Consider the following 14,003-nt stretch of genomic DNA (forward strand, 5'->3'; position numbering starts at 1 on the left):
TGTCGGGCGGATTTTAGTGGTGGTTGCAACACCTGTGTGTTTTGCCGCTCTTGATGGCGGTCTTGGATTGGTGCGATTGCATCATGCTGTGTTGATGAGTTCGAGTATTTTCTCGGATGGTTTCCTGTAGCCGAGTGTTTTGCGGGGCCGGTCGTTGAGTTCCTCGGCGACCGCGTCGAGGTAGTCCTCGGGGTATGCGCTCAGGTCGGTGCCCTTGGGGAAGTATTGGCGCAGGAGCCCGTTGGTGTTCTCGTTGGTGCCGCGCTGCCAGGGTGAATGCGGGTCGCAGAAATACACCTGCATGTCCAACGTGGTCGAGATGCGTTTGTGCAGGGCGAGCTCGCTTCCCTGGTCCCAGGTCAGCGAGTTCCTCAGGAGCTTGGGCAGGTATTGCATTTTCCGGATGACGGCCTGCTGGACGTGTTCGGCGTCGTGCCCGTCGGGCAGGTGCAGGAGGATCGTGAACCGTGTCGAGCGTTCCACGAGCGTGCCGATCGCGCTTTTGTTGGCCGCGCCGCAGATCAGGTCGCCTTCTCAATGACCGGGTATTGCCCGGTCCTCGACTTCGGCGGGCCGCTCGCTGATCATGATCATGGGTTCGCGGAAACGGGGCTTGCGCGAGTCCGTCTGCCCGTGCGGCCGGCGTTGGGCGCGCCCGCTCCTCAGGGCCTTGATGACGTCCTTTTTCAGTTCGCCTTTGGCCTGGACGTAGATGGCCTGGTAGATCGTCTCCGCGCACACATGCATAGCATCATTATCCGGGAAATCGGCGCGCAGGCGCCCCGCGATCTGCTCGGGACTCCAATGCGCCCGCAGTCCTGCGCGAATGTATGCGAGCAGGCCGGGCACCGTATGGATCTTCGCGGGCTTGGGCCGTTTGAGCCGGTCCGCGCTCATCTGCTGGGCCCGGTACGGCTCGTACATGCCGGTCGCGGGATTCGCGTTGCGCGCCAGCTCGCGGCTGACGGTCGACGCGGGACGATTGAGCCTGCGCGCGATCCCGCGCACGCTCATGCCGGCCTTCCGCCAGTCGGCGATGCTGATGCACTCGTCCTGGTCCAGATACCTCGAACTGATCTTCTGAGGAATGTCCACGGTGGAACGATACCGGTCCACCGACGGTTTCTCGTTCCTGCCGTTCGATCGTGTCCTTCCGTTGCGCCACACCTTGCCGGTGCGTTTGGACACGCCCACCGCGCGGGCGGCCTGCGTGAAGTTCACGCCCGCCTCCAGCAGCTCGGCGTAGCGGCGCCGCCTCGCCGCGCACATCTCACCACGCGTCGCGTACTCCACACCCTCGAACGCCCACCTGCCCATCCGATCCTCCTACCGGTCGATCAGATGTTGCAACGATCACTGGAACGCGCCCATCACGGGAACCAACCGGGGGGGGGTAATCCTCCCTAGCATCATCCGCATCCTCCCGAGGGGAGGCGCGAGGTGAGCGAGCAGATCGTCGACCTGATCGAGGCGGTGATGCCGGGACCTCGCGGATTGATGGGGCCGCAGGGTCCGCAGGGTCTGCCGGGTGTGGACGCGGTGCCGGCTGACGAGGCCGTGGCCGCGTACGTTTTGGGTGATTCGGCCACCCAGCAGGCGTTGGCCGGTTTGAAGGGGCGGTGGGGGAGCCATGTGCCGTTCTTCGGCGACAGCATCACCGCGGGTTACCTGTCCGGCGGCGTGACGTTCAGGGATGTCCTGTCGTCCACGTTCGGGTTCGAGGACCACAACTACGCGGCCGGCGGCGAGGGGTTCTACCGTGCCGGCCAGTCCGGCGGCGACATCGCCCACGAGGTCGCCAACAGCAAGTCCGACGACGCGTACGACCACTCCCGCGTCAGGCTGGCCGTGGTGTGCGGCGGCGTGAACGACGTCGACCGCGACGTCACGAGGGGGCGCGACGGCGTGCGCCGCGTGATGGAGGCGATCCGCGGCGAGTATCCGAACGCGACGATCCTGCTTGCCTCCGGATTGGGAGGCGCGTTCGACCCGGTCTACGGGAGGCTCGACCGCAGGAACGTCGGCTATTACGACGCCCTCGTCTCCGAGGCCATGGCCCGCGGCGCCATGATCGCGCCGGACGCCTTCACCTGGGTCGGGACGGACGACGCGCTCCTGGCCGACGGCCTGCACCCGAACGCTTCCGGCCACCGAATCATCGGCGCGCACCTGTCCGGCATCCTCGCCGGGCTCGCCGGCCCGACGGCCGTGACCGACGCGTCGGGCCAGATCTCGAAGACGGCCGACCAGGACACTCTGGACGCCAGGCTCCACGTGACGGGCCGGTCCGTGCGGACTGTACCTGCACCTGTGGCACATCCTCACGGACGCCGACTTCGACGAATCCTTGGGCGGCGTCGGATTCGTCATGTGCCGGATGCCGAACTGGCTCGAGCTCCCCGGATACCGGACCGGAGCCGTCATCGGCTTCGACGGCGAATACAACACGCTGAACCAGCACTACTGGTCGATCGGCAACGGCTCCGCCAGCATGGTCATCCGACAGGCCAGCGGAGCAAGACAGATGGAGACCGGGATGAAACTCGACATCTACATCTCCATGGACACGGTGCTCGCCTGACCGTAGCACGGAACACCCGTCTGACGACGAACCAGGACGACGGGCGTGCACGTCCCGTCACGCGGCGTCCGTTACTTCAGCGCCGCGGCCGGCGAGATCGCCAACCCGCCGGCCGACAGGCCGATCCCTGATTCGACTGGATGTTCCGGGCCTCACCGATACAGGTGAGCCCGTTCCGCTTCACGGACGGCTGATGGGACGACTTCGGACGATCCGGACGGTGGGTTCAGCGCAATCCATGGTCCTATCGTGGGCATATCGTTCTCGAACCGTTCGCTGATGAGGCGCGGGATATCATCTTCCGCGGTCCCGTGGGCGCACAGCAACGCCAACTCGCGTCCCGTCGAGGTCAATGAGTATCCGGACATGAAGCAGACGGTGTGCCTCTCGCTGTTCCATACCTGTCGTACGTCGCCGTTGACGATGATGGCGTTTGGGCCAGGTCGGAACACGATTTTCCGCCCGGTCGACTGGGTGACGAGCCCCGCGTCCTCAAGGACCGTCCCGCGCGGCAACGGGAATCCGCCATAAGTCCTTCCTTTGCCGTCGACCTGAGCCAGCAGGGGCACGGCATAGGGAGGTTCGCCTTCGCAGCACACGTCGAAGCACCAGGAGCACAGTTCCCGGAAACGCTGGGCCTCAAGCGGTGACATGTTGTTCAACGTCGTCAATGTCCGTTTCGAGAACGTTCCAGGACGGTTGATCTCACCGGCCAGCAGCTGGGCCCATATGGCCCGCACCTCGTCGTCGTACGCGTGCGAGGCGCCGTCCTCGAACGCGTCCCACCAGTCCGGCTGGAGCCGGTCGACCTCGGACGTGTCCACGTTCCCGGCGCGGCACGCGTCCTCGGCCATGCGTCCCACCGTGTTCAGGTTCTCGAAACCGTTGACCGTGCGCAAGTACTCCCAGGCCAGCGCGTGCTCCTCCTCATCGGACAGCACATCGTCGCCGAACAAGCGGCGCGTGTCCCCGACGGACTTGCGGAATATCGCCCGCTTGCCGCGCGTTCCGTCCCCGGACCGAACAGCCTCGCTGATCGACGTGACCAGTTTCGAAATGCCCGTCGTCGCACGCTCCACACCCTTGCCGGCCGATTCCACACCTTCGCCGATGGCCTTCACCTGACCACCCGGCGTCAACACGTCATCACTCATACCTCAGAGCATACGCCGAAAGGAACGATTTATGACCCCTCCGGCCGGTACCCCGTTGTGGGCGGTCATCCTCATCGCAATCGTGCCGAGCCTGGCCACGATCGTCGTGGCGGTCATCCAGTCCAGGCAGATTCGAGGACTGCGCGACCAGCAGACCGCGACCAAGTGGGAGATCACCAACGACCATACCGCGCCGCTTCGCGCGGACATGGACGAGAAGCACGAGAGGGTCATGGCCGCGATCGACGCGCTGCGCGACGACATGAACGGCGAGTTCAAGACCGTCAACGAAAGGGTCTCCAACGCTGAACGCGAGCATCTGCAGCTGCGCGAGGACATCAGGGAGCTCCGACGGCACCGGTGACCGTCTTCAAGGTTTGCCCCATCCGGATCGGATGGGGCTTTTCCATATCAACCGACAGTAAAGGAGAGGGATGAGCATCAAGAACAAAAGCAAGCCGAACCTGGTGACGCGGGTCCTCGCGGTCGTCATCGCCGTACTGCTCGGCGTATCACCGGCGACCGCCGTGGCGGATATGCAGGGCATTGATGTGTCGAGCTGGCAGCCGTCGAACATCACCAGGCTGGTGGACGCGGATCTGGCCGTGGTCAAGGTCACGCAGGCCACCGGCTACGTCAACCCGTCGTGGCGTGCGCAGGCGCAGGGCGCGGTGGACACCGGCAAGGCGCTGGGCCTGTACCATTACGCCGGCGGATACAACGCCACCAGGGAGGCCGACTGGTTCCTCGCGCAGATCGGCGATTACGTGGGCCGGGCGGTGCTCGTGCTCGACTGGGAGTCGAACCAGAACAGCGCGTGGGGCAACGGCGGTTGAGTGCTGCAGTTCGTGCAGCGCATCCACGACCGCACCCGCGTGTGGCCGCTCGTGTACGTGCAGGCGTCCGCCATCGGGCAGATCCCGCAGCAGGTGTGGGACAAGTGCGGCCTGTGGGTCGCCCAGTACGCGAACATGCTGCCGACCGGCTACCAGTCGAACCCGTGGAACTACGGAGCCTACGGCGAGGCCATGCGACAGTATTCGTCCACCGGCCGACTCCCTGGATATTCGGGGAATCTCGACCTGAACGTGTTCCGCGGCGAACGCTGGCAGTGGGACGCATACGCGCAGGGCGACGGCGCGAAACGCCCGTCCACTCCGCTGCCGGAAACCACGGCCGGCGCCACGGGCCAGCAGACCGCGAACACCGGACGCCAGTGCGTCGTGGTACAGCCGGGCGACTCGCTCAGCGCGATCGCGGCCCGATACGGCGGCACATGGGGCGAGTGGACCGGCTACGCGTCCGGCGACCCCGGACTGATCTACGCCGGCGAGACCGTCTGCCGCGGCGCCACGCAGCAGACCGCCACGGGCGGCCAGCGTCCGTCCGGCACGGGGTCGCTGCAGGTCACTGTGCAAAGCGGCGACACCATGAGCGGCATCGCCGCGCGATACGACGCGTGGCCGCTGTCCTCGTGGAGCGTGCCCAGCGGGAACCTGAACCTGATCTACCCCGGTCAGGTCGTGACCTACGCAGGCTCCTACCAGTACCAGTCCGCCGGCGGGCGCGCCTACACCGTGCGCTCGGGCGACACCCTGTCCGGCATCGCCGCGCGGCTCGGCATCAGCTGGACACAGCTCACCGGATACCGTTCCGGCAACCCGTCGCTCATCTATCCGGGCGAGGTCCTCTACTACTAGCCCATCATGGCCCGCATCCGCCACGGGTGTGGGCCCCATATTCGTAAGGAGAGCAATTCATGGACGACGAAGAGACCGCGGGCTATCTCATTCCCGACCGCGTGTACGACGTGCTGAAATGGGTGGGCCTTATCGCGCTGCCGGCGTTGGCCGTGTGCGTGCAGACCATCGGCACCGCCGCGGGATGGACTGGCACCGACCTGACCGTCACCATCCTGACCGCACTGGGCACCCTCGTCGGCGCACTCATCGGCGCCAGCACGATTAAAGCCCGACGCATGACGCAGGAATAGCCTGCATCATCGCATCACAGCGCCCCGCTCCACCCGCCTGCGCCGCGGGGGAGCGGGGCGCTTTTCGCGTTTCCGGGGTGCTGTATGATGATTCGCGACAACAGTATAGAGTGCCCTTAGAGTGCCCGGGCCGTTCGCGGCGTCCGTGAACCGTTGGAATCATTGGGTTTTCGTTTTCATCGTGGAGTTCAAGTTCAACATCTCGAAGTAAGTGTTTCTCTGGCTCCCCTCTTTGAGGGGAGCTGTCGCTACAAGCGACTGGGGGAGCGGTACGGATAAGGCCTGAGAAGTCGTCTTCTCAGGCCTTTGTCATGACATTGTTCTGCAAGGACTGGCTGCTGCAGCAGCATAATGTGTGTTCTATTATGAGTCTTCGCCAGACATCATGACGGAAACACGAGACGCAACCCTTGGCTCGCCCCTGATTCATCCTCGGACCGCTATTCAGGCGGAGCGTATGCGGTAAGCCCAATCCTTTTGTAAAGATTTTGTGTATTGTCGGGCATGCGTGGGTTTCACCGTCGATCTGAATGATGATAGGCTTCTCGATGTCTGCCGTACGAAGACCCATCAAGGAGATGCCATGAACCTGTATCGCTACGCGATGTTCATCGCACACGCCTGCCGTGGGTCGTTCGTCGGCAATGTTCTGTTTGCCAATCCACAAATGGCCCTATTCTCGATGCTGGTGTAGCGGGGACACGCCTTATGCCGGGATGTACCGATGGCCCATCCGCAGTCGACGTCGCATGAATCGCTCACCATAGCCATCAACTTACGCAAAGCCGCGAATCGTTTGCCGTATATGAATGCGGAACGGATGGCGGCTTTTCCTTTACCCCGGACTCATCGGTGTCCCTGCGTCTTGACACAAGTATGGGGCCGGATCGCCCACACATGCCGTTACCAACAGAAGGAAATGCTGTGACCTCACAGAAAACCGCGGAATCCGGGTCCGCCGCCAGTTCCGTAAAGCCTATTGATTCGCACGCCCGATTCATCGTCGTGGGCGTGATCGTCGTCGGCTCGTTCATCGCGCTGCTCAACCAGACCGTCATGTCACCGGCCTTGCCGGCACTGATGCGTGATTTCAATATCACCACCGGCACCGTGCAGTGGGTGACCAGCGTCTACATGCTGGTCTCGGGCATCATGGTGCCGATTTCAGGCTATCTGATTGATAAATTCTCCACCCGAAAGCTCTTCGCCGGAGCCCTTGCCACTTTCATGGTCGGCACACTGCTGTGTGCCGTTGCGCCGAATTTCGTGCTGTTGCTCATCGGACGCGTATTGCAATCCGCCGGCTCCGGCGTGCTGTTGCCATTGGTCGCCGTAGTGCCGATGCTCGTCTATCCGCCGGATAAGCGCGGCACCGCCATGGGCATGGCCGGTATCGTCATGGCCGCCGGCCCGGCTATCGGCCCGGTTGTCGGTGGTCTGGTGATTGACAGTTTCGGATGGCGCCTGATGTTCATTGGCATTGCAGTCGTGGCACTGGTCATCCTTGTCGGAGGCACGATGATGCTCAAGAACGTCAGCGAGTTGAAGAACCCAAAGCTCAACGTCCTGTCCGTGATCCTTTCGACCATCGCGTTCGGTGGCCTGCTCTATGGCTTCTCGTCCGCTTCCACGATGGGATGGGCCAGTCCGGTCGTCATTACCTCAATCGTCGTTGGTCTTGTGGCCTTCGTCGCATTCGTATACAAGCAAGTCAAGCTCGATGAGCCATTGTTGCGCGTTGACACCCTTGCCACCCGCAACTTCCGCAACTCCGCGATTCTGGTCACTCTGATCAACGCCGCAGTCGCCGCAACCAACGTGACGTTGCCTATCTTCATCCAGAATGTGCTCGGCCAATCCGCCACCGTCACCGGCATGGTCATGCTGCCCGCCGCGGCGGTCGGCATCATCCTGAGTCCGGTCGCCGGTGCCGCATTCGACAAATTCGGCCCGCGCGGCGTGGGCATCGGCGGCCTTGCGCTCATGACCATCTCTCTTGGTCTTCTCGGCACCATCAACACCAAGACACCAGTGCTGTTTGTCGCCGTGTTCTGCGCATTGCAGGCATCTGGTCAGGCTATCGCCAACATGCCGATCAACACTTGGGGCGTCAACGCTTTGCCGAACGACATGATCGCCCATGGCAACGCCATCGCCAACACCGGCCGCCAGATCGCGGCAGCCATTGCGACTTCGCTTCTGGTCACCGCAGAAACATCCGTGACCGCCTCGCACATGTCCCAGGGTGTGAAGTCCGCCACGGCCAGCGGCATTGCGTTCTCCTACCTGCTGTGCGCCGCCATCTCGCTGGCCGCCCTGATCATCTGCATCTTCACCGTCACCAGCCGTGCCAAGGAGAAGGCCGCACGCAACGCCAAGGCCTACGAGGCGCAAGCCTCCGCCGAAGTCGCAGCCGAAACCACTGAAGGCCAGCCCGCCGAGCATCACTACGCCGGCGCATACGTGGCCCCCGCTGCCTCCCTGTTCAAGCAGGCCCAGGAACAGTCCATCGGCGGGATCATGGACGATCAGCCCTACAGCTGCCTGGACAGCGATGACATCACGCATGTGGTGCGCGAGTTCATCCGCCTCAACGTCTCCAGCCTTCCCGTGGTGAACGGCGATGGCAGGCTCGTCGGCTTCGTCAGCGACGGCGATGTCATGAAATCGATTGCCACCTATGAATCCCGTACGGTTCCCACCGGCACCGGTTCGACGATGGTGGTGTTCGACGACGAAACCGTGGCCTCCAAGGTGCAGGCGCTCTCCGGCAAGAAGGTGATGGACATCGCCACGCGTAAGGTCGTTGCCGCCACGCCCGACCAGCATGTTGGAGAGGTGGCCCGAATCCTCGCCAAGAAGCAGTTCAAGAAACTGCCGGTGGTGGATGGTGATGGCAGACTCGTCGGTGTGATCCGCCGTAAGTCCGTGATGGAACATGCCTTCGACGCGCTGTTCCCAAAGGATGATCGGTGATTCGGCGTCATCATCGCTGAATAGAATGAATGGAATATGAGGCTTCCCTTCTCACGGGGGGGGGGAAGCCTCATTGCTTTGTCCGTGGAGTCTTACGGCACCTGCGCAAGGGCAACGTCACGCTTTCATGATGCACTATTGAATAGTGTGTTCCTATCGTTGCATGGTGACGCTAACGCATGGCGTCACGATACTGAAGCCTGCCATCTAACGGCGGGTACGGCTCGTTGCTGGAGTCGTGCACGCATACGCGCGTCGGCGTGCGTATGCCGTGATGTGACCTTTGTGGTGGAATTGAAGAGTTGAGGGGCTTCTGCTGTTTTCGTGGGTTAGGTTCTTGGTTGTGGTAGGTGTATGTCGAGTCCGCCGCAGCGGAGCATGACGAGCGCGATGAGGCTGCCTGAAGTGGCCTGATTTCTGTTCCCCTTTTATTGTGAGACAGCTTGTGCCGCTTGGTTTGCATGATACTCGGTTTCGATCTGTTCCGGTGTCCTGCAGCCCAGCGACTGGTGGAGACGCTTCGAGTTCCACCACGAGACCCACCGGAACGTCGCCAATTCTGGCTCGGCCAGGTCTGCGAATGGCTTGCGCCGCCACACCAGCTCGGTCTTGTACGCGCCGTTGACGCTTTCGGCCATGGCGTTGTCGTACGAGTCGCCGACCGTGCCGGTCGAGGGAAGCATGCCGTGTTCCCTGACCTGGGTGGTGTACACCGTGCTGATGTGTGTTTTGCCAAATTGAAGTAGTCCAGAATGGCGTGTCAATTCAATCTCGTGCTCTACGGGCCCGTCGGCACCGGCAAGACGCATCTCGCGGTCGCGTCGGGCAGGCTCGCGTGCATGCGCGCGATACCGGTCGGGTTCTTCACCGCGACCGGGCTGCTCATGCGGCTGCGCCGCGCGAAACGGGGGCGGCTCGACGCGGAGCTCCGGCAGATCGCCAGGGCGAGGCTCCCGGTCATCGACGAGTTCGGCTACATGCCGATCGACCGCACCGTGCGCCACGGAAGGCTCACCGGATTCGGGGGGAGGCTCCTACCGCAGCGAGCACGCCCTCATGACCAGATAGCCGGGAAGAAAAGGGCGGCGGGTTCCGACGGCGCGGTTTCTGTTGGAAACCAGCCGCCTACGCCGCTGAAAAAGTGCCCATACTGTGGACACCAACTTGCAGAAACACAATCCGCACGCTCCGTCCCGGGATGCCCGGTCATCCAGTAGTAGGTGGAGCGGGGAACGCCCGGCATCCTGCATCGCGCTGATATCGGGTAGCGGGCGGAGTTGGCCCGTATCATGCCTGCCTTCGTGCGAATACCAGCACCGCGGGGTCGATCGCGCGATGTCGTACTCGGCTCTGATCTCCCGGGATGGCTTGCCGCTCTCGCACGACTGCACGATCTGCCGTTTGAACGCCTCGTCGTAGTGGCGGGGGATGTTTCGGGTCGGCCATCGTCGGCCTCCAATCTCATGTCATTCGTCCCTCATCGGACTGTCTAACACATTGTAGCCACGCCGATCGCGGCGAGGCCGTCGAACGGCGAGGGCATCGCCGTTCCGAGCCGTTCGGCGACCCGGCGGGCGATGTCTCCCGCGGTCCTCCATACGATATGCGGGAAACCGCCGACCGTCTTCTGGTTCGCGACGCTCACCGGCCACGCGCACTCCGACTCGAAGTCGCGCGTGAACCGGCTGCCCGGCTCGGCCCACGACACCATCGCGACCACGACCCCGCACTTCGGGCAATCCACCCGCGGCATGTCGGCGACAAGACGGCCGCGTATATCAGCCACCGGTTGTCGTCGTGCAAGTTCTGCGACGACATCGCCGTGTCCGACCATGGCGCGATCGTCCAGTATGGCACGCGCGACCAGCTCGTGGCCGACGAAAACGGCAAGTACTACGAGTTGTGGCATGCGCAGGCGCAGTATTACGTCAAGGAGTAGGCGCCGCGGGTGGCGGATGCATTGTCGTGCGTCGGCATGGGCGGCAGCCCGACGGTGCCGCCCATGCCGGAAGGCCGGTAAGTACGGGCGCCCGCGGCCGGTCAGAGCGGCAGCAGGTCGCTCAGGTCGTCGCGCTCGCCGACGGCGGTGATGCGCCCCGCGTCCTTCTCTTGGGACCATGTGGTGATGCCGGCGGCGAGACGGAGCCACACCTCGGGGTCGAGCTCGATGACATCGGGCGGTGTGAGATTGTGCGGGTCGGACGCCGGGCCATCCAGGATCTTCACGGCTCCCCAGGGTGCGACTCGCACTTCCACGCCGGGGCCGGGCGCCTTGCGCTCCAGCAGATATAAGGTGTATCGCACCGCCATCGCCCATGTCGGTCGGGGCAACGCCGGCATCAGGGACTCCGAGTCCGCCCCGTCCTCGCGCAGTCGCTGCGCTGCGTCGTTCCACTGCTGCCACGCGCGCTCGCCCGCGGGTATGTCTCGTTCTCGAATTGCGGCCATGACTCCATTGTGCCTCTAGGGGTGACGATTGCCTTTTCGCATCGGCCGGCGGTTCTCGGTGCGGTTTCGGATGCTTTGCATCTTTGCAAAAGTGTTTCATCGGGCTTGCATCAGGTGTTGCAATACGTTGTTTTCCAACGTGGCAACGTTTTCTGTCGTCTCAAAATGTAGTTGATATATAGCCGATTTGGCGTATTTATGGCAAATCCTGTATGATATTTCATGTTTCTGCAAACGATTGCATAACGTTACGCAGCGTCACCGGAACTTATTGGCGTGGTCACCAAGCCGTCGCATAATAACACAGGAAGCATAATCCGGAAAGAGAGTCAGACATGACTGAAATCACTGCACCCAAGTCACCTGTCACGACCGCCGAGTTCGCGGACGGCATCCGCGAACAGCTGAAGTACAGCCAAGGCGTCACCGTCGAGCAGGCCACCCCCGCCGACGTGTACGTCGCCTCCTCGCTGGTGGTCCGCCGCTACCTGCAGGACGCATGGTTCAAGACCCAGCAGGACATGGTCAATGGCAACACCAAGGCCGTCGGATACCTGTCCGCCGAGTTCCTCATGGGCAAGCAGCTGCGTAACGCACTGCTCAACGCCGGCATGATCGACCAGTTCGACGAAGCCGTCAAGGACCTGGGCTTCGAGCCGCAGGACGTCATCGACGTCGAACGCGAGCCGGGCCTCGGCAACGGCGGCCTCGGCCGTCTCGCCGCCTGCTTCATCGACTCGCTCGCGTCCCTCGGCGTGCCCGCGTTCGGCTACGGCATCCAGTACAAGTACGGCATCTTCGAGCAGGCCTTCGACAAGGACGGCAAGCAGATCGAGAAGCCTGACTACTGGCTGACCAACGAAGAGCCCTGGGGCCACATCGACTACAACCGTTCCCAGAAGGTCTCCTTCGGCGGCGAAGTCGTCGAAGAGAACGGCAAGAAGGTCTGGAAGCCGGCCTGGTCCGTGCGCGCCGTGCCCGTCGACTACATGGTCCCCGGCTACGCATCCGGCCGCGTCAACACGCTGCGCCTGTGGAGCGCCAAGAGCTACGACGAATTCGACCTGCTCACCTTCAACAAGTCCGAATACCTCGACGCCGTCAAGCCGCAGGTCAAGGCCGAGAACATCTCCAAGATTCTCTACCCGGAGGATTCCACCCCGCAGGGCAAGGCGCTGCGTCTCGAACAGCAGTACTTCTTCGTGGCCGCGTCCCTGCACGACGCCATCCGCGTGTTCTACCCCGGCCAGAGCAAGCCCGACCTGACCACCTTCCCGAGCAAGATCACCTTCCAGCTCAACGACACCCACCCCGTCATCGGCATCCCCGAGCTCATGCGCATCCTCATCGACGAGTACGGCTACGACTGGGACACCGCCTGGTCCATCACCACCAAGACCTTCAACTACACCTGCCACACCCTGCTGCCCGAGGCGCTGGAAGTCTGGCCGGCCAAGCTGATCTCCGAACTGCTGCCCCGCCACATGGAAATCATCAACGAGATCAACGAGCACTTCCTCGCCGAACTCAAGACCAAGACCCGTGACAAGGCCAAGATCGAGCGCATGCGCATCGTCACCGACGAGGAGAACCCCAAGGTCCGCATGGCATACCTCGCCACCGCCGGTGGCTCCCACGTCAACGGCGTCGCCGAACTGCACTCCGAACTGCTCAAGGACGTCACCCTTCGTGACTTCTCCGACCTCTACGGCGACAAGTTCACCAACGTCACCAACGGCGTCACCCCCCGTCGCTTCATCCGCCTCGCCAACCCGCGCCTGTCCGCCCTCATCACCGAAGGCCTCGGCACCGACAAGTGGCTGAGCGACCTCGAACTGCTCAAGGGCCTCGAACCCCTCGCCAAGGACGACGAATTCGTCAAGAAGTTCGCCGCCGTCAAGCAGGCCAACAAGGAGGACTTCACCGCCTACGCCAAGCGCGAATACGGCTTCGACCTCGACCCCAACACCATGTTCAACACCATGGTCAAGCGCCTGCACGAGTACAAGCGCCAGTCCCTCAAGATCCTCGCGCTGATCGCCAAGTACGCCGACATCAAGTCCGGCCGCGTCTCCGCCGACGACGTGCTTCCCCGCACCGTCATCTTCGGCGCCAAGTCCGCCCCGGGCTACTACCTCGCCAAGATGACCATCCAGCTCATCAACAACGTCGCCCGCGTCGTCAACAACGACCCCGACGTCAAGGGCAAGCTGCACGTCTTCTTCCCCTGGAACTACAACGTCCGCCTCGCCCAGCACCTCATCCCAGCCACCGACCTCGACGAGCAAATCTCCCAGGCCGGCAAGGAGGCGTCCGGCACCGGCAACATGAAGTTCGCCCTCAACGGCGCCCTCACCGTCGGTACGTTGGACGGTGCGAACGTCGAAATCCGTGAGCGTGTCGGCGCCGAGAACTTCTTCCTCTTCGGCATGACCGTCGACGAGGTCGACAAGCTCTACGAAGATGGCTACTCGCCGGCCAAGTACTACGAGGCCGACCCCCGCCTGAAGGCCGCCATCGACATGGTCTCCGACGGTACCTTCTCCAACGGTGACCGCAACACCTACGCCCCCCTCGTCGCCGACTGGCTCACCAAGGACTGGTTCATGACCCTCGCGGACTTCACCGCCTACTCCAGCATCCAAAGTGAGATCGAAGCCCTCTACCGCGACCCCCTCGAGTGGAACCGCAAGGCCGTCCTCAACGTCGCGAACTCGGGCTACTTCAGCTCCGACAGGTCGATCCAGGATTATCTCGACAACATCTGGCACACCTCCCCGTTGGCCTGATTGCGGAGCGTCCTCGTCGTTGCTCCTCAGTCGCGGTACCTTTGTACCGTTTCCTTCGGTGC

At 63.0% G+C, this 14,003-nt stretch carries 11 protein-coding genes and 4 pseudogenes; 9 read left to right on the forward strand and 6 right to left on the reverse strand.

Going from position 1 to position 14,003, the window contains the following annotated elements:
* Nucleotides 1-81 precede the first annotated feature (81 nt).
* Nucleotides 82-1,317: pseudogene (locus MMB49_RS00410) on the reverse strand (IS30 family transposase).
* Between the two features lie 123 nt (nucleotides 1,318-1,440).
* Here MMB49_RS00410 and MMB49_RS00415 point away from each other — a divergent pair.
* Nucleotides 1,441-2,712, forward strand: coding sequence for an SGNH/GDSL hydrolase family protein (locus MMB49_RS00415; protein WP_047271251.1), 1,272 nt, complete (start codon nucleotides 1,441-1,443; stop codon nucleotides 2,710-2,712).
* 21 nt (nucleotides 2,713-2,733) lie between these two features.
* Here MMB49_RS00415 and MMB49_RS00420 read toward each other — a convergent pair whose 3' ends face one another.
* Entirely contained in the window at nucleotides 2,734-3,735 is a 1,002-nt protein-coding gene (locus tag MMB49_RS00420) for a DUF2806 domain-containing protein (RefSeq protein ID WP_047271253.1), read from the reverse strand.
* Nucleotides 3,736-3,766: 31 nt separating this feature from the next.
* Here MMB49_RS00420 and MMB49_RS00425 point away from each other — a divergent pair, with 31 nt between their 5' ends.
* The 5 genes from MMB49_RS00425 (at nucleotide 3,767) to MMB49_RS00445 (ending at nucleotide 8,704) form a co-directional block, all read left to right on the forward strand.
* Nucleotides 3,767-4,099, forward strand: a complete 333-nt coding sequence (locus MMB49_RS00425) for a hypothetical protein (protein ID WP_016463176.1) — start codon at nucleotides 3,767-3,769, stop codon at nucleotides 4,097-4,099.
* Nucleotides 4,100-4,169: 70 nt separating this feature from the next.
* Complete coding sequence (locus MMB49_RS00430; protein WP_054828721.1) at nucleotides 4,170-4,571, forward strand: GH25 family lysozyme; 402 nt, start codon at nucleotides 4,170-4,172, stop codon at nucleotides 4,569-4,571.
* Nucleotides 4,572-5,435: a LysM peptidoglycan-binding domain-containing protein gene (locus MMB49_RS00435; protein ID WP_229940904.1), complete on the forward strand. Its 864-nt coding sequence runs from the start codon at nucleotides 4,572-4,574 to the stop codon at nucleotides 5,433-5,435.
* A gap of 59 nt (nucleotides 5,436-5,494) precedes the next feature.
* A complete protein-coding gene (locus tag MMB49_RS00440) occupies nucleotides 5,495-5,728 on the forward strand; it encodes a phage holin (RefSeq protein WP_016463178.1) in 234 nt (77 codons plus the stop codon).
* Between the two features lie 924 nt (nucleotides 5,729-6,652).
* A complete protein-coding gene (locus MMB49_RS00445) occupies nucleotides 6,653-8,704 on the forward strand; it encodes an MDR family MFS transporter (RefSeq protein ID WP_047271257.1) in 2,052 nt (683 codons plus the stop codon).
* A 405-nt stretch (nucleotides 8,705-9,109) separates the two neighbouring features.
* Here MMB49_RS00445 and MMB49_RS00450 read toward each other — a convergent pair.
* Nucleotides 9,110-9,501: pseudogene (locus tag MMB49_RS00450) on the reverse strand (IS3 family transposase); the annotation flags it as partial.
* On the opposite strand from MMB49_RS00450, the pseudogene MMB49_RS00455 reads away from it, so the two are divergent.
* Nucleotides 9,472-9,772, forward strand: a pseudogene (locus tag MMB49_RS00455) (ATP-binding protein); the annotation flags it as partial. The pseudogenes MMB49_RS00450 and MMB49_RS00455 sit on opposite strands and share 30 nt — an antisense overlap.
* Nucleotides 9,773-10,025: 253 nt before the next feature.
* On the opposite strand, the pseudogene MMB49_RS09580 reads toward MMB49_RS00455, so the two are convergent.
* Together MMB49_RS09580 and MMB49_RS00465 are read right to left on the reverse strand one after the other, a co-directional pair.
* Nucleotides 10,026-10,150 (reverse strand): annotated as a pseudogene (locus tag MMB49_RS09580) (IS3 family transposase); the annotation flags it as partial.
* A 43-nt stretch (nucleotides 10,151-10,193) separates the two neighbouring features.
* A complete protein-coding gene (locus tag MMB49_RS00465) occupies nucleotides 10,194-10,490 on the reverse strand; it encodes a hypothetical protein (RefSeq protein ID WP_229940905.1) in 297 nt (98 codons plus the stop codon).
* Between the two features lie 3 nt (nucleotides 10,491-10,493).
* Between MMB49_RS00465 and MMB49_RS00470 the strand changes: the two genes are divergently transcribed.
* Nucleotides 10,494-10,643 carry a hypothetical protein gene (locus MMB49_RS00470; protein ID WP_229940906.1) on the forward strand — a complete coding sequence of 50 codons (150 nt, stop codon included), beginning with the start codon at nucleotides 10,494-10,496 and terminating at the stop codon, nucleotides 10,641-10,643.
* Nucleotides 10,644-10,744: 101 nt separating this feature from the next.
* Here MMB49_RS00470 and MMB49_RS00475 read toward each other — a convergent pair whose 3' ends face one another.
* Nucleotides 10,745-11,152, reverse strand: a complete 408-nt coding sequence (locus MMB49_RS00475) for a sterol carrier family protein (RefSeq protein ID WP_003811373.1) — start codon at nucleotides 11,150-11,152, stop codon at nucleotides 10,745-10,747.
* A 335-nt stretch (nucleotides 11,153-11,487) separates the two neighbouring features.
* Here MMB49_RS00475 and MMB49_RS00480 point away from each other — a divergent pair, with 335 nt between their 5' ends.
* Nucleotides 11,488-13,941: a glycogen/starch/alpha-glucan phosphorylase gene (locus tag MMB49_RS00480; RefSeq protein ID WP_047271260.1), complete on the forward strand. Its 2,454-nt coding sequence runs from the start codon at nucleotides 11,488-11,490 to the stop codon at nucleotides 13,939-13,941.
* The last annotated feature ends 62 nt before the right edge of the window (nucleotides 13,942-14,003 follow it).

Origin of the sequence: Bifidobacterium sp. SKU (assembly GCF_026016405.1) — a bacterium.
Lineage (GTDB): Bacteria > Actinomycetota > Actinomycetes > Actinomycetales > Bifidobacteriaceae > Bifidobacterium > Bifidobacterium bifidum.